Below are 22,504 nucleotides of genomic sequence, written 5' to 3'. Positions count from 1 at the left end.
CCGGGGTTTAACGAGCCCAAAGGCATACTTTTCACGCCTGAGGCGAGACGCAATGCCATAGCCGGTATTGCGACCTATGAAACTCTCACGGGTGTGGAGGCGTATCCGGTAAGGGTACTTACCTGGCCGGTCGTGGACGGGCAGAGGGTAATATCGGTGGTCCGTGTGGGTATGTCCCGGATCAACCTTTACAGGTCGGCGACCAGGTTCCTCCTTACCATGGCCCTTCTCTTCCCTTTTGCCCTCGCTCTGGCAGGAGGAGGGGGCTGGTTTTTCGCCCACCGGGCCCTGGGCCCCGTTGACAGGATGATTGCCGGAGCCCGCGAGATCGGCGCAAACCGACTCCACGAGAGGCTTCCCCTTTCGGGGGCGCGGGACGAGCTCGACAGGCTCGCCGAGACCATAAACAACATGCTCGGCCGCTTGGATGCAGCCTTTTCCGAGATGCGCCAGTTTACCGCCGACGCATCCCACGAGCTCCAGACGCCTCTCACTATACTCCGGGGAGAGATGGAGGTGGCGCTGCGGTCGCGGAGGGAGCCGAAGGAATACAAAGAAGTACTCGAAAGCGCCCTCGAAGAGGTGGAGCGTCTCTCTCAACTCGTGGAGGGTCTCCTCCTCCTCGCCCGCTCCGACGCCGGTGTCCTCAAAATGGACCATGCTCCGGTGGAGCTCGCATTTCTCATCGAAGAGGTGCGGAGGAAGATGGCGCCCCTCGCAGAGGCCAAATCGGTAAACCTCGGGCTCGGCCGGATAGAGCCCGCAGAGGTGCAGGGCGATTACTCCCATCTGAGACGGCTTCTTCTCAACCTCGTCGATAACGGGATCAAGTATAACCGTCCCGGCGGATCGGTCCGGCTCTCGCTCGGGGTCACGCCTGAATGGGCGGTACTCGAGGTCGAGGATACGGGTCCCGGCGTGGCCGAAGAGGAGAAGGAAAAGATCTTTCAGCGTTTTTACCGGTCACCCGAGGCCCGCTCCGGAGGATTCGGAGGATCGGGACTCGGCCTCTCCATGGTGAGGTCCATCGTCGATGCCCACCACGGCAAGATAGAGCTCGAGAGCTCGCCCGGAAAAGGAAGCACCTTTCGCGTACACCTCCCTGCACAAGCTGTTTCGAAAGATTAGAAAATTCTAATCTTCCATTAATACTCCTTTAATCTTCTTCCTTTATATTGTGAGAAGGCGCGAGGGGAAAAGAGCCCTCCGACCTGAAATATAATGACAGAAGGAGGTTCCATCATGATCCACCGTGTAGGTTCCTATTTCAGAACAGGCACATTCAGATATCCGGCCATGGCGGCGGTCGCCGCAGTCTTCCTCTTTGGCGGCATGCTCCTCGCCTCTTCCATGAAGCTCACAGGGTACTCCCGGGCCGCGGTCGCTGCCCCTCTTCAGGGAGGCCACAACTCCCTCCCCTCATTCGCGGACCTTGCGGAAGGACTTGGACCTGCGGTAGTGAACATAAAGGTCACGAAGGTCCAGAAGACGGGCTTTTCCGATCCCTCACAGATGAGGGAGGGGCCCTTCGGCGATATGTTCCGCCATTTCTTCGGTGACATGCCGAAAGGCGGCGGGACATACAAGACCCAGGGCGCGGGCTCGGGGGTGATCATCAGCGCCGACGGCGTAGCCCTCACCAATTACCATGTGGTGGAAGAAGCGAAAGAGATCGTGGTAACCTTCAGCGACAAACGGGAGTTCAAGGCACGTGTCATAGGCAAAGACCCCAAGACGGACCTCGCGGTCCTGAAACTCGAAGGGCAGGGCTCTTTCAAGGCGGCAGTACTGGGAAACTCCGAGGCCCTGCGCGTGGGCGAGTGGGTCCTCGCCATCGGCAACCCCTTCGGCCTCAGCAACACGGTCACCTCGGGCATCGTGAGCGCAAAGGGCAGGATCATCGGCGCGGGACCTTACGATGACTTCATACAGACCGACGCGCCCATCAACCCCGGTAATTCCGGCGGCCCCCTGTTCAATATGAAAGGCGAAGTAGTGGGCATCAATACGGCGATTATCCCCCAGGGCCAGGGCATCGGCTTTGCGATCCCGGTGAACACCGCAAAGACACTCCTGCCCCAGCTCGTTTCCAAGGGCCAGGTGACGAGGGGATACCTCGGCGTGAGCATTCAGAACCTCACTGAAAACCTTGCCTCCTCCCTTAATATGAAATCTGTAAAGGGGGTCCTGGTAAGCGATGTGGTCGAAGGCAGCCCTGCGGACAAAAGCGGGATAAAACGGGGAGATGTGATCTTCTCCTATGACGGCAAAGAGATCAAAGAAGGTCACGAGCTTTCTTCCGCCGTGGCAGCCACCCCCGTCGACCAGGTAACATCTCTGCGCATCTTCAGGGAAGGTAAAGAGATGACCCTCAAGGTAAAGACCGGGAAGCTGGCGTCCGCGGATACCGAGACCGTGAAGGAAGAGGAAACCACGAAGGGGGCGTGGGGGCTTACGCTCCAGGACCTGAGCCCCGAAACCGCGCGGAGCATGGGTCTACGCATCAGCCAGGGTGTGGTGGTCGCCGGAGTGGAGCCGGGAAGCCCTGCTGACGAGGCATCCGTCCAAAGGGGCGACGTGATTATCGAAGTGAACCGGAAACCGGTCAAGAGCGTCACAGAGGTAAAGCGGGAAGCACAGAAAGCAGGAGACAAGGGTCTCCTCCTGCTCCTCGTGCAGCGCGGAAGCGCGAGCCTCTATATTACAATGAAAGGCTGAACCGGGGGAAAAGAAAGAGAAAGGGCCGCCTGCCGGATGACAGGCGGCCCTGTTTTTACCTTTTAACCTTAAAGGGGAAGCCCAAGGGCCTTTCCCAGGCCCGTGAAATCCATATATTTATCGAGGAGGGCCTTGAAGTGCTCAACCTTTTTCGGCTGGTGAAACCTTGTTTTGCCGAAGAAGCCCTCCACGATCTCCATGGTTTTCATGGTGTCGTAATGGGAGAGGATAATGGGCACGCCCCTTTCTTCGGCGAGGCCGATGATAAGGGAAGAAGGCCGCAGGTTTCCCGTGAGGATGAGGCAGCGCGTGGAAGTCTCCAGGGCCGCGAGCTGGATATCGGGCCTGTCGCCGCCGGTGATGACCGCCTTGTTCACCCCCCTGCGGAAGTGGGTGAGGGCGCTCTCCGCGCTCATGGCGCCTACCATAAGGGTCTCCACGAGCTCGTCGTCTGCATTCCGGCAGCAGAGCACCTCGCCTCCCAGCTCATCTACAAGCTCCCGAATGCTTATTGACATGAGGGCTTTGTTGCGGGGGATGACGGCGAATACGGGGAGGCCTCGTTTTTCCATATAAGGCTTCACTTTCTCCTGGACGAGACCCATGTTGTACTGGGGCACGCTGTTGATGACCGCCCCCAGGGCAGATCTCCCGAGCCATTCATGGGCTGCGAGAAGGTCGTCGATGGTCTGGAGCGTATTCTGGTACGGTACGATGACGACGGTCCGGGCCCCGGTGACTTCCGCCACCTTCGCGGCCTGGAGGTTGACGATAAAACCTTCCCGTAAGCTCGAGCCGCCCTCCATGATCACCACGTCCTTGTTCTCGCTCACAACGCGGTGGGCGGCGAGGAGGCGTGCCTCGATCTCCTTGTGGTCCGGGCGCTCGAGGGCTGCCCGTGCCTCCTGTTCGGAAAGAATGAGAGGGACCATTATCTCGGGAGGATCGGTCTGACCGAGGGCGGCGCGTATGAAGACCGCGTCCTCATCGATGATCTGCTCGCCCACGGCGCGGGCGGTGGTGCTTACGGGCTTCATATAGCCGCTCGCGAGGCCGGCTTTCTGAAAACGGTAGGCAAGGCCCATGCAGAGGGCGGTCTTGCCCGAGAACCTTTTGGTCGATGTTACATAGAGAGTTGTAGCCATTACTGCCTCCTTGTCATGCGAGAACCAGCCTCATGTCCATGCCCATGGCGCCCCTGCCGTCCTCGAAGACCATCAACGGGTTTATATCCATCTCCACGATATCGGGAAAATCGACCACGAGCTGGGAGACTTTGAGGAGAGTATCCGCGATTGCCCCAAGGTCGGACCTCGCCTCGCCCCGGACTCCCATCAAAAGGTTGGAAGACCGGAGTTTGGAGATCATCTCCACGGCGTCCTGGCGGGAGAAGGGGGCGATCTGAAAGACCACGTCTTTAAGCGCTTCCACATAAATTCCCCCGAGGCCGAACATGACCAGCGGCCCGAACTGGGGGTCCCGGTTCATCCCGATAATCACTTCCTTTCCCCCATGGACCTGCTGCTGCACGAGACAGCCCCAGATGTCGGCGTGGGGCGTATATCGGGCGGCCCGGAAGGTGATGAGGTCGAAGGAGTCGCGCACGTCGGAGGCGGTCCTCACGTTGAGCCTTACCCCTCCGATATCGGTTTTATGGAGAATGTCGGGAGAAGCGATCTTGAGTACCACGGGATAGCCTATCTCATCGGCAAAAGCCACCGCCTCATCCGCGGTTTTGCATAGCTTGGAGGCAGGCATGGGTATGCGGTAGGCTTCGAGCACATCCCGGGCTTCCGCGTCGCCGATGGTGACCCTCCCTTCCTTCCTCACCCTCTCGAAGACTTCGTGCACTTTGTGAGTATCGAGGTCGATGGTCTCGTAGGGAGGGGCAGCCTTTTCCTGCCAGTCCCGCTGCCTGACCATGACCGCCAGCGCATCGATTGCGCGCTCCGGCATCATGTAGTTCGGTATGCTATGATCGGTCAGGGTTCTTACGGCGTTCCGTATGGATGCTTCACCCATGAAGCAGGTGAATATAGGGATTTTCGCGCCTTTGGCTGCCTCTGCCACCACCACGGCCGTCTCATCGATCTTTGTCGTGAACTGGGGGGTCAGGATCACCACAAGGGCCCCCACGTTCGGATCGGCCATCACCGTCTTTATGGCGGATGCGTAGCGCTCGGTTCCCGCGTCCCCCAAAAGATCGACGGGGTTCAATACGCTCGCGGCAGGAGGGAGGGCGTCTTTGAGGCTGTTCATCGTGTCGTCGGTAAGGGTCGCGAGGCGAAGCCCGGCGCGTTCGATGGCATCGGTACACATGATGCCGGGACCACCCGCGTTGGTGACCACCGCCACGGTATTGTTACGGGGCAAGGGTTGTCGCGAGAACGCGATGGCGTAGTCGAACAATTCCCCTACCGATTCCGCCCGGATCACACCTGCTTGCGCGAATGCCGCTTCATAGGCGCGCTCACTGCCCGCAAGGGCCCCCGTGTGACTGCTCACCGCCTTGGAGCCGCTCGCGGTTACGCCCGCCTTGATCGCGATGATCGGTTTTTTCTTCGTGAACTGCCTCGCCACTTCAATGAAACGGCTGCCATTGGTGATCCCCTCGAGGTACGCAAGGACCACTTTTACCTCGGGCAGCGCCGCATAGGCTTCGAGAAAATCTATCTCATTCAGGTCCGCCTTATTGCCCAGACTCACGAAACTGGAAAACCCCACGTTTTGGGCAAGGGAGATATCGAGAATACATGTGCAGAGCGCACCGGATTGGGACATGAAGGCGATGTCTCCCCGGGGCGGCATGCCCGCCGCAAAAGTTACGTTCAAGGGGGTGGTGGTATGGATGAGACCCAGGCAGTTGGGGCCGAGGACGGGCATCTGATACCGATGGGCGATATTCGCGATCCCGTGCTCCGCGACCAGTCCTTCGTGGCCGGTTTCACGGAAGCCGGCCGATATGATGATCACCGAGCCGACCCCGAGTGAGCCGCAGACCTCGAGGGTGTCGAGGACCATCTTCGCGGGGATGGCGATTACCGCAAGGTCGATGGGCTGCCCGATCTCCCCGAGGGTTTTATAGGCCCGAAGGCCGAGAAGTTCATCTTTGCCGGGGTTTACCGGATAAATTCTACCCGGAAAGCCGCTCTTGATGAGGTTAAAAAGAACCGCATACCCGGGCTTGTCCACACTGTCCGTCGCGCCGATTACGGCAACGGATTGGGGTGAGATAAGGGACTTCAGATTTCGATAGCTCATGACTTTCGGGACAGGGAATTCAAGCCCCCTCCTTTCTTAATACCTTCATTCGCCGGCCTGTTTCCGGATTGATAACTTTCAGCGATAAAGACGGAATCAACCGGAAGGCTAAAACCTTGAGAATGCTTATATTGTTTCTAAACTGATACATTAGTTTTATGCCTCTCGCATGTGGATCATTATGCTGCAAGGTAATGCAAATAATGGAGCATAACCAATACCTCCTAAAAGTAACATGAGGGAGAGAAAAAGTCCAGCCCCCCGTCCCTCTTTGTTAAAATATTTCACAAAAGGGGGACAGGCTTGCCCTATGCCCGGGATGAGCTCAACCTTTAAAAACCGTGCCCGCATGTCATTAAGTGATAAACCCCGGGAACCGATAATAATAATATGATACAGCCCCGGGAAAGTCGCAACAAGATATGGCGCGTGCCGAAAGGGCATGTCCGGAAGATGAGATGAATCGGTTCCGCTTTGACGCCTCCTGCCTGAAAAGGCTACGGAAAAGGCTTCAAAGAGAGGGCGGCTTTGTGCTGCTGGCCCTTGTCATCTTCCTTTGCGGATACCTCTTCTTCTCCTTTTACGGTCAGGTGAAAGCCAACCTCATAGAAGAATACAATAAGCGGCAGATGGTTCTCGCCAAACAGGCGGCAAGGAGCATCGAAAAGCTCATGGCCCAGCACGAGAGGACCTTGAAAGTTCTCTCCACGGACCGGCGCATTATCCGTCTGAACATGGAAGGGAAAGAGGTCATGGAGACGATCTTTCGCGCCCAGGGCCGCGACGTCAGAGGTGTATCCCGAATCGACGAGTATGGGAGGATCGTGTATACCGTGCCTTATTCGATTGGTACGGCGGGGAAAGATATATCTCACCAGCCCCACATCCGGGACGTTCTCTCAAAACGGGAACCCGCGGTAAGCGAGGTTTTTACCGCCATTCAGGGCTTCCAGACCATTGCATATCACTATCCCGTCTTCGATGGCGGCCGTTTTGCGGGTACCGTGGGAGTGCTTATCGATTTCGACCATGTCTCGCAGGACTTTTTGTCCGGAATAAAGGTCGCAAAGACAGGAGGCGCCTGGGCGATCAACGACCGGGGTACGGAGATCTACTGCCCCATTCCGGGCCACATGGGCCGTTCCCTCAGCGCAGCGTCCAACGGGTCGCAGAGCATGATCTCCCTCGCCCGCGAAATGATGGCGGGAAAGACGGGTACGGGCATCTATTATCTCCACAAGCGGGACGGGGAGCGCATGACGGCCCTCAAGAAACATGTCGCCTACGCGCCCGCCGCGGTCGGGGCTGCCAGATGGTCCATTGCGGTGGGGACCCCGGAAGAGGAGATATTGGAAGATATGGTCCTCTTCCGCAACAAGCTGCTCCTCCTTTTTGCGGTCCTTCTGGTGGGAAGCATTATTTTTTCCTATTATAGTTTTCGCGCCGGGGGAATTATCGCCGAAGAAGAGAAGAGGAGGCGGGCAGAGGAGGCGCTCAGGGAATCGGAGGAGAAATACCGCCATATCTTCGAAAGCAGCATAGAGGGCATTTTTCAGACCAGCCCCGGGGGCCGCCTTCTCATGGCCAACCCCGCCCTCGCCCATATGCACGGCTATGACAATCCCGAGGAGATGATGACGTCGGTACGTCATATCGAAGATACCTACGTCCATCCGGAATTGCGCCTGCCCTTCATGCAGGAGCTGAGTGAAAAGGGGGAGGTAAATCAATTCGAAGTTGAGCTTTTCCGGAAAGACGGGAGTACCTTTCTCGCATCGTTCAATGCCCGTGCGGTACGTGACGGGGAGGGGCGGGTGGTCCGCCATGAAGGAACGGCCCAGGATATTACGGAAAGAAACGAAAAGGGGAGAGAGCTTCTTCAGAAGACTGCCCTCCTCGAGGCACAGCTCAACGCATCGCCCGATGCAATCCTCGTTACCCACAAGGGGAAAAGAATTCTTCAGAACAGGTTATTTCTCGAGAAAATAGGCGCCCCGGCGACGATCACCGCGGACGACGAAGATACGTCTTTTCTGGAATGGGTTACGGACCTCACAAAGGACCCGGAGCAGTTTCTGGAACGGGTCCGTTACCTCTCCGACCATGAAGACGAAACGAGCCGCGACGAGGTGGAGCTCAAAGACGGCACCACCGTCGACCGGTATTCGTCGCCCGTAATCGGCAGGAACGGGGAGCACTTCGGAAGGCTCTGGATATTCCGGGATGTAACGGAGAAAAAGAGGGCCCACGAGGAGTTGAGGGAATATCAGAAAGCTATGGAAGGGTCGCGGGACATCATGATCGTCCTCGACAGGTCCTATCGCTACAGGGCCGTCAACCAGTCCTATCTCAAATACCGCATGATAAGCCGAGAAGAGGTGATAGGCCGTCGGGTGGAAGAGATTATCGGAAAAGAGCTTTTCGAGAAGGTCATAAAAACCCTGCTCGAGGCATGCTTTAAAGGTGATGTAATCCAGATCGAAATGAAACAATCCTACCCCGGAATGGGGGAGCGGGATTTCTACGCCACCTATTTACCGATAATGGGAGCGGGAGAGATCGACCGGGCGGTCCTCGTCATGCACGACATCACCGACCGCAAGCGCGCCGAGGAGGCGCTCAGGGAATCGGAGGAGAAATACCGGAGCGTGGTGGAGAGCTCCCTCATGGGCTTCTACGTGGTGCAGGACGGGGTATTCCGTTTCGTAAACAGGGGCTTCTGCGAGATTTTCGGATACGAGCGTGAAGAGATAGTGGGCCGCCTTAACCCTGTGGCCAACGCGATACCGGAAGACAGGCATCTGGTGGAGGAGAATATAAAGAAAAGGCTCTCCGGTGAACAGAATTTCATCGAATATGAATTCAGAACCATGAAAAAGGATGGGAAGGTCATAAACGTGAAGGTCCTGGGCGGCACCATGGTCTACGACGGGCAGCCTGCCGCTACGGGAACGCTGATCGATATCACGAGGGAGAAGTCTCTCGAGGCCCAGCTCCGTCAATCCCAAAAAATGGAGGCTATCGGGACCCTCGCAGGCGGGATTGCCCATGATTTCAACAATCTCCTCACGGTGCTGATAGGTTACGCCAATCTGCTCCAGATGCGCACCGAAGCTTCAAACCCCTTAAGGGTGTATGTGGACCGGATTATGACCGCGTCCCAGAAAGCGGCGAACCTTACCCGGGGTCTCCTTGCCTTCAGCAGAACACAGCCCCTCGCCCTGGAGCCCCACGACATAAACGAGCTCATAAGAACCGCCGGAAAACTCTTCGGCCGCCTTCTTACGGAGGATATCGAGGTGAAGCTCAAGCTTTCCCCTGAGGAGATGATCGTCATGGCCGATTCTAGCCAGATCGACCAGATACTCTTCAATCTGGTCACGAATGCCCGGGATGCAATGACGGAAGGGGGTACCCTCTCCATCGAGACGAAACCGGTGACCCTGGATAAGGAGTTCGTCCGGATTCATGGTTTCGACAATCCGGGCGCCTATGCCCTCCTTTCGGTCACCGATACGGGTCTCGGCATGGATGAGGCGATGAAAGAGAAGATATTCGATCCCTTCTTTACCACCAAGGCGGTGGGGAGGGGCACAGGGATCGGCCTGTCCACGGTCTACGGGATAGTAAAGCAGCACCACGGTTATATTTACGTCTACAGCGAGCCGGAAGTGGGCACTGCCTTTCACATCTATCTTCCCCTTTCCCAATGCCCGGCAAAAGAGGCGGCCGGCCCTCTTCCCGAGATAAAACACGGGACTGAGACGGTCCTGGTGGCGGAAGACGATCAAACCGTGCGCTCTCTTCTCAATGCGGTACTCACCGGAAGCGGCTATTCCGTCATAGAAGCGATCGACGGGGAGGACGCGATAGACCAATTCTCGAAGAGCAGGGATATCGCACTCGTCATACTCGACTCGGTGATGCCGCGAAAAAACGGCAGACAGGCGTACAACGAGATCAACAGAAGAGACCCGTCCGTAAAGGTCCTCTTTACCAGCGGCTACACGAGAGACGTGATCCTCGACAAAGGGATTGAGGCGAAAGAGCTTGATTTCATCTCAAAACCCGTATCACCCCTCGAGCTTCTGCGGAAGGTGCGGGAGGTGCTCGACAGGTGAGGGATTCTATAGTATAAATTCCAAATGAAGCCCCTTTCCCTGATCTTCGTGTTGGTGATGGTCCTCCTCTTCCTCCAGAACGTGCACGGGGATGAGGTCGGCGACATAAAGACTGCCATCGGAGCGAAGCGCGCGTCATGGACCGCGGGGGAGACACCCCTTATGGGCATGGCGGAGGAAGAAAGACGGAGCCGTCTCGGCATGTTGCCGCCTGTAGTCACGGAGGAACAGACTGAAGCCTCAGCGGCCTGGGCGAGGGCCGCAGAGGCGGCGTCCCTTCCCGCTCACTTCGACTGGAGAAACGAGGGGGGCAACTTCGTCACGCCCCCGAGAGACCAGGGGGCCTGCGGCTCCTGCTGGGCCTTCGGAGCAACGGCCGCCCTGGAGGCCGCCCATTTGAGAGTCCGGGGAACTCCGGGAACCGACCTTAATCTTGCGGAGCAGATCCTCGTCTCCTGCGGCGGGCCCCTCGTAGGAAACTGCAGCGGCGGCTACATGGACCGCACCTCCGATTTCCTCGCTTCCACCGGCCTGCCTCCCGAAACATGCTATCCCTACACGGGCACTGACGGCGCCTGCAGCTCAGCCCAGTCCGATTGGAGAGACGGCACCGTGAAAATCACCGGCTGGGCTTATGTGGTCTCCACCGAGCCGTCCGTGGATGCGCTGAAAGCGGCTCTCATCGCGTATGGGCCTGTCGTCACTTCAATGAAGGTATTCAACGACTTTTTTGCCTATGTGTCCGGAGTTTACTCCTATACGACCGGCGCCTTCGCGGGTCTTCACGCGCCATTGATAATAGGCTATGATGACCGGGAGCAATGTTTTATCGCGAAGAACAGCTGGGGCGCGGAATGGGGGGAAGCCGGTTTTTTTCGAATCGCCTATTCCGAGCTCACGAACAACGTGGCCTTCGGCAGCTATACGATCGCGTACGCCACTCAGCCCATGCACCTCCTTACGGTAAATAAGGTGGGAGAAGGGGCCGGGGGCGGTAAGGTGGCCTTGTCCGGTCCTGCCTGGAAGACCGCGGGAGGAGCCGGCCGTTATCCCGAGGGCTCGATTGTAACGGCAATAGCCGCGGGCTCGGCCCGTGTGGTTTTTAATGGATGGAACGGGTGCGACACCACGGACGGCGCAGTCTGCTCGGTAACGCTGACGGGCGACAAAGTCGTAAGCGCCTCTTTTCAATTACCCGCGCGCATGGTTGTTACCCCCGCCAACCTCAGTTTCGGACCCATAAAGGCAGGCAATGAGAGCCGTAAGTCCCTCAGGGTGCGTAATATTGGGACAGGGGAGCTCTCGATCGACGGGATCACGCTCTTTGGAAGGGATTACATTGATTTTTCCCATACGGACTGCGCCCGGGTCCCGGCGGCAGGGGAGTGCATCATGAATGTGGGTCTCACGGCGATCTCTTATGGAAAAAAGTCGGCTGCCATGCGTATTTTATCGAATGACCCGAAAAGACAGGCGGGCCTTACAGTCCCTCTTTCGGGCAATGCCCTTCCCCCAAGAATGAGCGTCAGTCCCGGGGCCTTCAGGTTCGGCGCCGCGCCCGTCGGTGGAACGCCTCTCACGAAGAATATTTCCGTAAGGAATACGGGTCTGTCCGACCTTATTGTCGGCGTGCCGGTGATAGACGGCGTCCATGCCTCAGATTTCAGCCTTTCCGGGACCTGCCCCGTCATTGTCTCTCAGGGCACGGGAGGTGTTCCGTGTGTCCTTAGCCTCTCCTTTCGCCCCGGCGCAAAAGGGGTGAGGAGGGCATCCCTCACGATACCTTCGAACGACCCTGCACGGCTCACCACACCGCTTCTCCTGAACCTCACGGGGCAAGGCAGATAGATCATGCGCCGCTCCGGCATCCATGGCCGGGTTGCGAAGGGTTCAGCGGAGGTTGCCTCTCGTCAATGATGCGAAGGTTCCACCCACGCAAAGTATCGCGAAAATAGTGAAGATAATCTTCGTGCTCTTGACCAGCAGGCCATAATAGGGTGGGGTAATCGCTACTTTACCGATAAAAAGCGCGAAGACCACCATGGCGATACCCATGCTGAGCATCTGGCCTATGAGCCGCGTGGTGGCAAGGGTGGACGACGCGATGCCGTAGAACCTGTTCTCTACGGATGACATGATCGCATTTGAATTGGGAGAGGAGAAGAGGGCAAAGCCGAAGCCCAGGACCGCAAGACTTGCAATAATGTAGGGCAGGGGAGTGGCGGCCGTGAGCAGGGCAAGAAGGATAAGTCCCACGGTGGTAAGGGCCATTCCCGCAGAGGCGACCAGCCTCGGCTCTATCCTGTCTGAGAGTTTCCCTGCAAGGGGCGAAAAGGCGGCCTGAACAATTGGTTGAGATACGAGGACTAAACCCGCGCTCTGCGGGGTGAGCCCTTTTATGTACTGAAGGTAGAGACTCAAAAGAAAACCTACCGCAAAAGTCGCGCTGTAATTGATGAGAGCGGCTACGTTGGAAAGGGTGAAGACCTTATTGGTAACAAAGAGGCTGATCTCGAGGATAGGCGTCTTTGTCCTCAATTCCCACCATATAAAGGCCCCTATGGCTGCCATTCCCGATAATACGAAGAGAAGGCCTGTCACTGACGGCAGGCGCGAGAACCCATACATGAGGAGGAGAAGAGTGAGGGCATAGATGAGGGAGCCGGCGATATCGAGGGATTCCCCCCGTGCCTCCGCCCATTCCTGCTTCAATTTTTTGATGCTCAGAAAGATCACGAAGAAGCCGAGGGGCACGTTAAAAAGGAAGACACTTCTCCATCCCAGGTGCTGGGTGAGAAGACCCCCCACAAAGGGACCGCACGAGAGACCGAGATAGACGGCGGCGATGTTGATCCCCAGGGCATGCCCCCTCTCTCCAGGCGGATAGACGGAGGTAAGCATGGCCACGCCCGTGCCGAAGACCATGGAGGAGCCGATCCCCTGAAGGGCCCTGAACGCGAGAAGGCTTCCGACGGAGGGCGCGAGGCCGAGGCAGAGTGACGAGACGGTGAAGACCCACATGCCGTAAATGAATATTTTCCTTCTTCCATATATGTCGGAGATTTTTCCAAAGGGCACGAGGAACATGGCTGCTGTAAGGAGATAAATGGTGGCTACCCAGTTTAACGTTATGGCATCGGCTGAAAAGGCCCTCCCTATGCGGGGAAGGGCGACATTGACCGTGGCGAGGGAAAGGGGCGTGAGAAAGGAGGAGACGGTGGCCACGATGAGGACCGACTTTTGCGTTGTCTTCAGATCTTGTTCATCCATTATTCACCCTATACTTATTTCTTACGATCGTATCCCATGACTGCGTAATGGGTGGCCTTGTCAAAGAAGTAGACGAGGCGCTCTCCCAGCTCGCACATGCGGTATATGTCAACCGCCTTGTCCCATACGCCTGAGGCATACATGAACATCCAGGCATGTTTTTTGAGGATGGCAAGGGAGCTGATAAGCTCTATCATGGGTATTCTTTTCTCATGTCTCAGGATACCGAGGTCCGAGTAAAACCCTTTCAGTCCCTCGTCCTCCTTCTTCCCCATGAGCCATGCTTCGAACTGGGTAAAGATGAAGCCTGCCCTCCGGCCCAGCTCTGCCCTGTCGAGTTTATGGAAGGAGCCGGTCGAAGGGTTCGTGCTCACGTCGTCGATCCACAGCTCTATGATCCGGGCCGAATTCGCCTGGACGGCCCGGGCCAGGTCGTCCGAGAGGAGCCTCCCGGCAGGGACGGCGCGGTCCTTCACCGTCTCCTCCACGAAGGTCTCGAAAGAATCGTGCATGTTCCACAGGTCTTTTTTCAGATCGACGAATTTACGGAGCGCCGCGGTCTGAGAATCGAATGCGAGCTTCGGCAGGCTCCTTATGGGGAAGTACCGGCATTCGAGCGCATCGTCTCCCGCGATCTCCGCGCCCCCTGTCTTCTCCGCTTCGAAGCTCACGATGAGCAGGTCGCCATAAAAGTCATTCGTATGGGAGCTTACGTCGATGAGCTGGACGATCCGTCCCTCTATGCCTGTCTCCTCCCTGAGTTCCCTCAAGGCCGCGTCTTCGATGCTCTCCCCTGTCTCGGCAAAACCGATGGGGCAGCACCACATATTTTTGAAGGGGTCACGCGCCCTTTTTACGAGAACGATCTCCCGCTCCCGGTTTGCGAGGATTATAGAGGCAACGGGCAGCGGGTTCTCATAATAAACCTGTCCGCAGTTCGGGCAGATCTGCCTCGCTTTACCCTCCTGGACTTCCGTATCGAGGGTTGTGCGGCAAAAACTGCAGAATATTCTCGCCTTCATTTCCGCACCACAAAGATGCGGTCGTTTTTATTGAAAGCAAGCCTGCCTTCACGCTCGAGGGCAGCGAGTATGGTATCCCTTGCTTCCCCGGGCGCCACGTCTCGGGAGATAAAGGACCTCTTGAAATCGATGTAGCGCGCGAGTTCTTCCTTATCCCGCCGGTCGAAGACGAGTGAATTTTCATAGTCGGCGAAGGCAATGCGGGTGAAGCGGGGTCTGAGGATCTCTTCCCCGTTCTCGGCGGAAAAACCCTGGATCACTTTTTTGAGATTGGAAAAGGAGAAGAACCGTTCCCCCTCCCGGAGCATGGCCTCGCTGTGGGTGATAATCAGAAAGACCCCGTCCGGACGGAGCACCCGCGCAACCTCATCAATTATGCCGGGAAAGAAATAGAGGGAATAGGCAGCCACCACGAGATCGAAATAATCGGAGGGCCCATCGATGGGCGCCGGGAGCAGGACTTTCCTGAAGACTGCCTCCTTCGTGATTTTCCCGGCGGTCTTCAGGAATTCATCGCGGTTCTCTTCGAGGCAATCGATTCCGATAACACGATTGAAAGGGCCGTGAAGGGCCTGTTCGAACCACCCATACCCCGAGCCGAGATCGAGTATAGTCCGCACCGCACTCATATCGACCAGGCCCAGGGCCAGATCGCGTATGTCCACCTTGTTTATGGAATATTTTCTTATCAGGCTGCCGATCAGTTTATGGACCGGCAGGTCGGAATAACTCTGAGTGATAAGGCTCACTCTCGTTATATAGCGCTTATCGGGTTTGAATGCAATCAAAAAGCCGGGGCGGGACGTTCAGAAAAACAAGATCCAAAGGGCTTAAATGCCTCTCTTCGCGAACATGCCCTTAAAAAGCACTTCAAGCTCTCTTACCATATTCTCGTCTTCGAATATGAGATTGTTGCGGGCGAGAATTTTTTCCTTAATCTCCCCCCGGAAAAGAGGATCCTTACCGAGGCGCAGGGCAATGTCCGCGTACTCGTCGGGAGTCCCGGCCACGCATTCCAGGAGGCCCATCCGCTTATAGAGCGCATAAGTCTGGCGGCCGCGCATATATTCTCCGGGGAGGGTGACGACCGGCGTGCCCACGGCGAAGGCATCGAAGGTGGTGGCGCCGCCGTTGAAATGGGTGGTGTCGAGGGCTGCGTCCGCGAGGGCCACGAGTCTCAGGTAGTCGTCGTACTCATATCTCGGCAGGAACCTCACGCGCTCCGACATAATCCGCAGGGTCTTTTCGAGGCGCGCCTTGAGCAGGTCTGCCCAGCTTGCATGTTTTCCATGAAAGAAGAGGATAAGGGCCTCCGGGTCACGGGACAGGACGGCGGCAAGAATCCCGTCAAAATAGGGGTGCACTTTGAAGAGCGATTGAGAACAGAGGTAGAGGTGGGCGGAGTCGGGCAGGGAGAAATCTGCCTTTTTTGCAGGGGGACCCTTTATTCGGGGTTTATAATAATAGGTGTAGGCGACGCGGGCCGGAAGGGCGACGAGTCTCTCCGTATAATGGGCCGCGCTATCCGGGGTCTCACAGTCTTCGTGAGAGATAAAGTAATCGACAGAGCCTATGCCGGTAGTGATGGGGTGCCCGTAGAACACGCACTGGACAGGCGCCAGCCTGCTCATGGCCAGGAAATAGGTGTAGGGCTCCATGCCTATGTCGGGGTAGAGGAGGATATCGGCCTCTATTTCCGCAATGAGCCGGCGCAGCTCACGCAGTGATTCGGGGGCAACTGTCGTGCGATCGGAGTGGGCTTCGATGAATTCGATCGTCTCGTCACGGGGATTGGGGAAGAGGACGGTATGGATCTCGAAGGCGCTCCTGTCGAGATGGGCAATGATGCCCTTCATATAATTACCGATGGTATGCTCTTTCAGATGGCGGGAAACGATGGCGATCTTTATCTTTTTCCCCACGGGCCGCCGGCGCTCTTCTCTGCAATGAGAGGCAGTATATCGAAGACCGGGGCATATATGTCCATAGAATTCCGCGAGCTTTTCCTGGAGCGATCGGTCGCCGCCCTGGTATGGGAGATAGAAATTTGCCCTTCCTATCTGACGTATGGGGTCTTCGATTGCGACGCCCCTATCCAGAAGGGCCGCAAGGTTCTCCCTGAGACGGACAGGGGTCGCATCGATCTCTTCAAGAGAGCGGCATATGACGGGGACGAGAGTCGCGAGCGCTACTTTCAGTCCCGGATCGGGCGCGATGGCATCCGCCTTTTCGTAGCAGGCCCGTGCTGCTTCGGTACGGCCTTCTTCGGCGAGAATCATTCCAAGGTTCGTATATCCCGTGGCGTAGGTCTCTCTCAGGCCCACAGTGGTCTCGAAATGGCTTCTCGCCTCTTCGAAAAGGCCTCGCCCGTAACAGGCCACGCCCAAATTATTATAAGCCTCCACGAAATCGGGTCTAAGCGCGATCGCTTGTTCAAAGCTTTTGGAGGCTTCCTCGTAGCGGCCGGTTCTTTTTTGGGCAAGGCCGAGGTTGTTGAACCCGTCGGCGCGGGACGGATCCTGCGTTACGATACGGGTAAAGCATTCTATTGCCTCTTCGAGGCGGCCCTCCTCCTGCAGGACAGCCCCGAAATTCGATAATATCTCGATCCCATTCGATTCCGCCCCGAAAGTTTCGAGGCAGCCGGCAAACCCCTCTTTCATATCGTCCGACGCCATGAGCGCCCTTGAGAGGGAGCCGTAAGCTTCCATTAATCCCGGTGAAAGAATAGCGCCGCGGATAAAGGAGGAGGTCCCTTCCCGGAAACGCCCCAGCTCCAATAGCACATTTCCCCTGCAAGCCCACGGTATACCGGAGCCGGGATCGATTCCGACGGCACGATCGAAGCTTCCAAGGGCCCTCTCGAAGAGGCCCAGCTCGTGACAGGTGATCCCGAGGTTGATCCAGGCAGGCACAAGCCCCGGGTCGAAGCTTGTCGCGCGCTCATAAAAGTCCATGGCATCGGCGCTTCTCCCGAGGCTGCGACAGACGTCCCCCATGGTGCAATGGTAGAGAGGGTTCTCCGGATCGATACGTATTGCCCCGGCCGTCTGCTCTTCGGCAGCCTCATAGTCGGCCCCGGCTGCAAAGACCAGTGCGAGAATATGCCTGGCCGACCCATTGTCGGGATCGGCGGCGAGGCTCATCCTGCATAGGTGCTCCGCCTCCGCGAGATGTCCTGTACGGAGAAAGTCGTATGCCTTTTTATCCTTCCCATTCCGATGGGTCCCCGACTCACCCATGAGTTCTCCCTGTGGCGGCGATTCCCCGTCAAGGGACTGACGGGCCGAAGGCCGGAAAACAGCGACTTCCGTCAAAGAAGGCTCATTCTCCCCTTCCGATCTACCTTTATGTGATCTTCGCAGCAATCTTCGTGCCAAAAAGTATTAACCTTCGGCCCGCAGTGACGATAATAGTTTTGTACACCCGGATTTATCCCCTTGTCAGGGAAAGGAGAAGAAGGAATGGAGCGGACGGGCAGGACCTTTGCCGCATGTGCCGGGGCGGCTATAATCGTATGGGCTTTCATGTCGGTCGCCTCATGTTCGGGCCCGGGAACCGGAGAGACTCCTTCCAAGCCTCCGGCCCCGTCCGCCCGGCCGAAGTCCCCTCCGGCGAAACAAGACGCCCGCAAAGATGCGGACCCGGACCGGTGGGTCGCCTGCGGCTCGGCGAAGGATGGAGTAACCCTTTATTATGATTCTAAAAATGTGCAGCGAAGCGGGGACCGTAAGGTCGTCAAGTTCTGGACCCGCGTTGCCCCTCCCAAAAATAACACACTCTTTACCGAAGGGCAGAAAATGGTCGAGAAAGGAGGAAGAGACCCCCGTGTTCTCGAGTATTTCAACTCCTTTCACGAGGCGAATTGCGCGGCCATGACCTATGATCTTGCAAAGATGGCCCTTTTCAGCTCCGACGGAACCCTCCTGGTCGAGCAGGCGGTCAACGTGCGGGGCCGTCGGCCCGGGCCTGACATAAAGGGCCTCATGGAAAAGCTCTGCGCCCAGGCACCCGAGGGCGAGGCACGAAAAGCCGGCGCTAAACCGGCGAATGGTCCGTGCGAGAGCGCAGGCATCATGGTCCTTATCGAGCCCCAGGAGGCAATTCAGGCGGGCGCGCAGTGGAGGGTCGAGGGCAAGGAGTGGAAAAAGAGCGGCGAGGCGGTCTGCGGCCTTCCAGTGGATGAGTCAACCCGCAAGGGGAGCTACAGGATAGAGTACAAGCCCCTGCCGGGCACCCCGTTCATCCCGCCCGTGACCCATGATGCCGCCGTCTCTTCCGAGTACAGGTACTCCTTCTACACCTCCCTCTATACCTCGACGCCGAAAGACCGGAAGACGCGATAGGCGATTGATTTTCCCTGGCGGAGGACCTATAGTCCCCCTGGACGGGAACCCGTCCAAGCCCCCAGGTGAAGGAGGTCTTCCACGGGAAAGGTCCGTATCGTGTCCCTCGCAACGATCCTTCTTTTCATTCTCACTCTTCTTGTGGCAACCGATTCCTGGTGTGAAGAGGAGAGGTCCGAGCCGACGATCCTTCTTACCATCTATTTGAAGCACGACCAATCGAAAACACCGGGCGAGATAAATGCCCAGCTTGAAAGGGCCGGATTCTGGAAGAAATTTCCTCCTGATCCCCGGAAGTATTCGGAGACTGAAAGCGCACGCTCTCACTCCCGTAAGCCTTGACTCCTCATCCGGACCGTACTATTCTTGCTTTGGATATTTTCCCGGAAGGAGGCTGTCATGGAGGAAAAGATACGGCAGGTAGCGGAGTGGATCGCGGGCTCGAATACCATCGTCGTCTTCGTCGGCGCGGGATTGAGCACCGAATCGGGGATACCTGACTTCAGGAGCCCCGGCGGTGTGTGGGACAAGTACGACCCGGAGGATTTTTATTTTCAGAACTTCGTCTCCCACGAATCATCCCGGGAAAAGTACTGGCAGATGGCAACTGAGATGTATGATGCCATGCGGGATGCCAAACCGAACGCGGGCCATCTCGCGATCGCCGAGCTCGAGCGGATGGGAAAGCTCGACTGCCTTATCACCCAGAATATCGACGGCCTTCATTTCAAGGCAGGCAATTCGGAAGAGAAGGTCCTCGAGCTGCACGGGACGGCCATGCACGTGACCTGCCTCTCCTGCCATGCCCGGTATGAGAGAGATGCCGTACAGGAGCGAATTGCCCGTGGAGACAAGGCGCCGCGCTGCGGGGGCTGCGGGGGGCTTCTCAAACCCGCCACCATATCTTTCGGCCAGTCGATGCCTGAATGGGAGACGGCCGAAGCTTCGCGGAGGTCGGAAGAGTGTGATCTTTTTATCGTGATCGGCTCTTCCCTGGTAGTCCACCCCGCGGCCTATATGCCGGTGATCGCCAAGCGGGCAGGGGCGAAGCTCGTGATCGTCAATCGCGATGAGACTGCCTGCGACAGCATGGCCGACTTGATTTTGAACGGTCCTGCGGGCTCGACCATGGCCGCCATAATGGAGCATGTCAGGAAGATGAGCGCCTGAAGGAGACGAGAGATGAAAAAACCGATATCCTATATTCTGTTCTGTGTGGCAGGGATCCTGATCTTTCTGGTCTATTGCGCGCCTGTCCGAGGCGCGGAAGGCCCGGATGGGACGGGCGTAAAACCGTCGGCAAGGCCCTCAGTCATACTGGTGAGTGATTTTTCCCTCGATGCCGGTGCCGGCGAAAAGGCAGATAAGGGACTCCACGGGCCTCTCCAGGTGAGAAAACGCATGCGTGAGATGGTCGACCGCCCGGAAGAGAGTCCCCAGGACAAGGCGAAGAGGATCACAAGCACACTGGCAGATTCCATCGTGGCGGAGCTTATTGCGAAAGGGGTGAAAGGCGCGAGAATCGCGCGGGGTGTGGAGCCCTCTTCCGGCGCCTGGCTCTTAGAGGGTGAATTTCTCGAATACGGCGAAGGAGACCGCCTGAAGAGGGCGGTTATCGGATTCGGCAGCGGCGCGGCCTCCATGGAGGTGCGGGAGAGGCTGAGTGAGGTGATGGACGGGGGATTGCGTCCTATCTACGACTCCACTGTGGGGGGCTCCAAGAACAGGATGCCCGGGGCGGTGGTCACCAAGAATCCTTACGTGGCGGGAGCGAAGTACGTGATGACAAAAAATGCACCTGACCGGGAAGTGAAGAAGCTCGGCACAGGGATCGCGGACAAGATTCTGGAGTATATGAAGGCACAGGGTTTCTGATCCGGTGAGGATCGTCGGCCACCTGGACATGGATGCCTTTTTTGCCGCCGTCGAAGAACGGGGAAATCCCGACTGGCGCGGAAAACCGATCGTAGTGGGGGCCGATCCACTTGAGGGGAAAGGCAGGGGTGTGGTCTCCACGGCCAATTACAAGGCACGGGAATACGGCATCCATTCCGCCCTGCCCATTTCATGGGCATGGCGCTATTCGGAAGAGGCGCGAAAAAAGGGTCTCGAGCCTGCCATATTCCTCTCCGTCAATTTCAAGAGGTATTCCGCCGCGTCCAAAAAGATCATGGAGATCGTGAGCCGATATTCCGGCCTCGTCGAACAGGCGAGCATAGACGAGGCATATTTCGATCTTTCCTTCGCCGGCTCCTATGAAGCCGCGGAAAAGATCTGCCGTGCCATAAAAGAGGAGATCAGGGCAACGGGTCTTACCGCCAGCGTGGGGATCGGACCCAATAAGCTTATTGCAAAAATAGCCTCGGACCGTGAAAAACCTGACGGCCTCACCGTAGTCAGGGAAGATGAGGCCGAAGCGTTCCTTGAGCCCCTGCCCATACGCAAGATACCCGGCATAGGACCCAAGGCCGAGGAGAAGTTCGCGCGCCTGAGAGTGAAAACAGTGGCGGACCTGAGGAAGCTTACCATTGCCGATCTCGAGCGGCTAATGGGCAAGTGGGGCGCCGACCTCTATCGGAAGGTCCGTGCCCTCGACGATACCCCCCTGGGGGAACTATCGGAGACCAAGTCCATAGGCGAGCAGGATACTTTCCTCCACGATACCCTCGATGCGACGACCATCCTCGAAAAGCTCGTCGGGCTTTGCAGAAGTGTCTTCTCGACCGTGGCCGCCGACGGCTTCACCTCTTTCAGGACCGTGGTCATTACCGTTCGCTTTGCCGATTTCGAGACCAGGACCCGTTCCCATACCTTTCCTGAGCCGGTAACCCGGGAACAAAGGCTGGAATTTGAAGCCATGAAGCTCCTCATGCCTTTTATCGACGGCCGTGAAAACCCGGGGCGCAAGCCCATCCGACTTATCGGGGTGAGGGTGGAAAAACTTGCGGCCCCCGGGGTTTAACCTCTTATTTCGGAGGAGTAGAGGCCGAGCCTGTTCCCTTCCCTTTTCATGAAAAGGGCACAATAGTTTATCTCTTCGCGTATCAGGGTTTTTGAAATGATTATTTTGCCTCCCCCGGCCTCCACCCGTCCCAGGGGTCCCGAAGGTCTTCTCCGCCGTCGAGATAGGGTTACCCCGGCGTGCCGGGCCGGCAATCGCCTCGTTTCACCAAGGCGCCGCCTTCTTGTCCCTATTGTATTTAGTCGCAGCCGTACTTAGATTTATGACAAGAAGGGATCGGGGCCCTTTTCGCAAAAAAGTCAAAGAAAGGAGAAAGCCATGCATGATGTCAAAAAGATTATGGTAGTGAGCACGTCAACGAGCACCTGCAAGAAAGCCGTTCATTACGGCGTTACCCTGGCGAAACAACTGGGCGCGAAGCTCTACGTGTTTCACTCCGAATACGACCCCTTCGATCTCGAAGGATGGGGCCTTCCTATCCCGTCTCTCAAGGCCCTCCGGGAGGATTACCTGAGGGCGCTCCAGACGGACAGGGCCGTACTTGACGACATTATCCAAAAAGAGACGACACCCGGTATGGAGGTCGAAGTTTCGGTGACGGACTTACCCATAGTAGCGGAAGTCGAGCGGATGGTCCATAAGGAAAAGATCGATCTTATCATCATGGTTTCTTATGAAGAGGGGCGACTCGAGCACTACCTGTTCAGCGGCAGCATGCATGAGATTGTGAGGAAAATGCCCTGCTCCATCATGCTGGTCAAAGGGCATCATACGTGGGAGTAAAGGGGGGAAAATTATTTTCGC

At 57.1% G+C, this 22,504-nt stretch carries 16 protein-coding genes; 10 read left to right on the top strand and 6 right to left on the bottom strand.

Annotation, left to right across the window (positions count from 1 at the left end; translation table 11 throughout):
- Both VGJ94_09550 and VGJ94_09545 read left to right on the top strand, forming a co-directional pair.
- A partial coding sequence (locus VGJ94_09550; protein ID HEY3276853.1) for an ATP-binding protein occupies positions 1 to 1,128 on the top strand: 1,128 nt, incomplete at its 5' end.
- 114 nt (positions 1,129 to 1,242) lie between these two features.
- Positions 1,243 to 2,718 (top strand): DegQ family serine endoprotease, encoded by a 1,476-nt coding sequence (locus tag VGJ94_09545; GenBank protein ID HEY3276852.1) that lies wholly within the window; start codon positions 1,243 to 1,245, stop codon positions 2,716 to 2,718.
- Positions 2,719 to 2,786: 68 nt separating this feature from the next.
- Here VGJ94_09545 and VGJ94_09540 read toward each other — a convergent pair whose 3' ends face one another.
- Entirely contained in the window at positions 2,787 to 3,863 is a 1,077-nt protein-coding gene (locus VGJ94_09540; protein ID HEY3276851.1) for a phosphotransacetylase family protein, read from the bottom strand.
- Between the two features lie 13 nt (positions 3,864 to 3,876).
- On the bottom strand, positions 3,877 to 5,979 hold the full coding sequence (locus tag VGJ94_09535) for an acetate--CoA ligase family protein (protein ID HEY3276850.1): 2,103 nt from the start codon (positions 5,977 to 5,979) through the stop codon (positions 3,877 to 3,879).
- 458 nt (positions 5,980 to 6,437) lie between these two features.
- Between VGJ94_09535 and VGJ94_09530 the strand changes: the two genes are divergently transcribed.
- Together VGJ94_09530 and VGJ94_09525 are read left to right on the top strand one after the other, a co-directional pair.
- Positions 6,438 to 10,100 (top strand): PAS domain S-box protein, encoded by a 3,663-nt coding sequence (locus VGJ94_09530; GenBank protein HEY3276849.1) that lies wholly within the window; start codon positions 6,438 to 6,440, stop codon positions 10,098 to 10,100.
- 24 nt (positions 10,101 to 10,124) lie between these two features.
- The gene (locus VGJ94_09525) at positions 10,125 to 11,948 is read left to right on the top strand and encodes a C1 family peptidase (protein HEY3276848.1); all 1,824 of its coding nucleotides are present in this window, start codon (positions 10,125 to 10,127) and stop codon (positions 11,946 to 11,948) included.
- Between the two features lie 42 nt (positions 11,949 to 11,990).
- On the opposite strand, the gene VGJ94_09520 is transcribed toward VGJ94_09525, so the two are convergent.
- The 4 genes from VGJ94_09520 to VGJ94_09505 all read right to left on the bottom strand — a co-directional run bounded on the left by VGJ94_09520 (position 11,991) and on the right by VGJ94_09505 (position 17,634).
- Positions 11,991 to 13,370, bottom strand: a complete 1,380-nt coding sequence (locus VGJ94_09520; GenBank protein HEY3276847.1) for an MFS transporter — start codon at positions 13,368 to 13,370, stop codon at positions 11,991 to 11,993.
- Positions 13,371 to 13,384: 14 nt separating this feature from the next.
- Positions 13,385 to 14,392, bottom strand: coding sequence for an NUDIX hydrolase (locus VGJ94_09515; protein ID HEY3276846.1), 1,008 nt, complete (start codon positions 14,390 to 14,392; stop codon positions 13,385 to 13,387).
- Positions 14,389 to 15,141, bottom strand: coding sequence for a class I SAM-dependent methyltransferase (locus VGJ94_09510; protein HEY3276845.1), 753 nt, complete (start codon positions 15,139 to 15,141; stop codon positions 14,389 to 14,391). The genes VGJ94_09515 and VGJ94_09510 overlap by 4 nt, the downstream gene beginning before the upstream one ends.
- 81 nt (positions 15,142 to 15,222) lie before the next feature.
- Positions 15,223 to 17,634, bottom strand: a complete 2,412-nt coding sequence (locus tag VGJ94_09505) for a tetratricopeptide repeat protein (GenBank protein ID HEY3276844.1) — start codon at positions 17,632 to 17,634, stop codon at positions 15,223 to 15,225.
- Positions 17,635 to 17,856: 222 nt separating this feature from the next.
- On the opposite strand from VGJ94_09505, the gene VGJ94_09500 reads away from it, so the two are divergent.
- The 6 genes from VGJ94_09500 (at position 17,857) to VGJ94_09475 (ending at position 22,483) form a co-directional block, all read left to right on the top strand.
- A complete protein-coding gene (locus tag VGJ94_09500; protein HEY3276843.1) occupies positions 17,857 to 18,738 on the top strand; it encodes a surface-adhesin E family protein in 882 nt (293 codons plus the stop codon).
- Positions 18,739 to 18,837: 99 nt separating this feature from the next.
- Entirely contained in the window at positions 18,838 to 19,080 is a 243-nt protein-coding gene (locus VGJ94_09495; GenBank protein ID HEY3276842.1) for a hypothetical protein, read from the top strand.
- Between the two features lie 57 nt (positions 19,081 to 19,137).
- Complete coding sequence (locus tag VGJ94_09490) at positions 19,138 to 19,908, top strand: Sir2 family NAD-dependent protein deacetylase (GenBank protein HEY3276841.1); 771 nt, start codon at positions 19,138 to 19,140, stop codon at positions 19,906 to 19,908.
- Between the two features lie 12 nt (positions 19,909 to 19,920).
- Positions 19,921 to 20,613, top strand: coding sequence for a DUF4410 domain-containing protein (locus VGJ94_09485; protein ID HEY3276840.1), 693 nt, complete (start codon positions 19,921 to 19,923; stop codon positions 20,611 to 20,613).
- Positions 20,614 to 20,617: 4 nt separating this feature from the next.
- On the top strand, positions 20,618 to 21,700 hold the full coding sequence (gene dinB, locus VGJ94_09480; protein ID HEY3276839.1) for a DNA polymerase IV: 1,083 nt from the start codon (positions 20,618 to 20,620) through the stop codon (positions 21,698 to 21,700).
- 318 nt (positions 21,701 to 22,018) lie between these two features.
- Positions 22,019 to 22,483: a universal stress protein gene (locus tag VGJ94_09475; GenBank protein ID HEY3276838.1), complete on the top strand. Its 465-nt coding sequence runs from the start codon at positions 22,019 to 22,021 to the stop codon at positions 22,481 to 22,483.
- The last annotated feature ends 21 nt before the right edge of the window (positions 22,484 to 22,504 follow it).

The sequence above is a fragment of the Syntrophorhabdaceae bacterium genome, assembly GCA_036504895.1.
Classification (GTDB): domain Bacteria; phylum Desulfobacterota; class Syntrophorhabdia; order Syntrophorhabdales; family Syntrophorhabdaceae; genus PNOM01.
This window is presented reverse-complemented; position numbering and strand designations above follow the sequence as displayed.

What these genes read in the sequence shown, in the direction of transcription:
- VGJ94_09545 (HEY3276852.1), top strand. Translation starts at nt 1,243, where the DNA reads ATGATCCACCGTGTAGGTTCCTATTTCAGAACAGGCACATTCAGATAT.
- VGJ94_09540 (HEY3276851.1), bottom strand. Translation starts at nt 3,863, where the DNA reads ATGGCTACAACTCTCTATGTAACATCGACCAAAAGGTTCTCGGGCAAG.
- VGJ94_09535 (HEY3276850.1), bottom strand. Translation starts at nt 5,979, where the DNA reads ATGAGCTATCGAAATCTGAAGTCCCTTATCTCACCCCAATCCGTTGCC.
- VGJ94_09530 (HEY3276849.1), top strand. Translation starts at nt 6,438, where the DNA reads ATGAATCGGTTCCGCTTTGACGCCTCCTGCCTGAAAAGGCTACGGAAA.
- VGJ94_09525 (HEY3276848.1), top strand. Translation starts at nt 10,125, where the DNA reads ATGAAGCCCCTTTCCCTGATCTTCGTGTTGGTGATGGTCCTCCTCTTC.
- VGJ94_09520 (HEY3276847.1), bottom strand. Translation starts at nt 13,370, where the DNA reads ATGGATGAACAAGATCTGAAGACAACGCAAAAGTCGGTCCTCATCGTG.
- VGJ94_09515 (HEY3276846.1), bottom strand. Translation starts at nt 14,392, where the DNA reads ATGAAGGCGAGAATATTCTGCAGTTTTTGCCGCACAACCCTCGATACG.
- VGJ94_09505 (HEY3276844.1), bottom strand. Translation starts at nt 17,634, where the DNA reads ATGGGTGAGTCGGGGACCCATCGGAATGGGAAGGATAAAAAGGCATAC.
- VGJ94_09500 (HEY3276843.1), top strand. Translation starts at nt 17,857, where the DNA reads ATGGAGCGGACGGGCAGGACCTTTGCCGCATGTGCCGGGGCGGCTATA.
- VGJ94_09490 (HEY3276841.1), top strand. Translation starts at nt 19,138, where the DNA reads ATGGAGGAAAAGATACGGCAGGTAGCGGAGTGGATCGCGGGCTCGAAT.
- VGJ94_09485 (HEY3276840.1), top strand. Translation starts at nt 19,921, where the DNA reads ATGAAAAAACCGATATCCTATATTCTGTTCTGTGTGGCAGGGATCCTG.
- VGJ94_09475 (HEY3276838.1), top strand. Translation starts at nt 22,019, where the DNA reads ATGCATGATGTCAAAAAGATTATGGTAGTGAGCACGTCAACGAGCACC.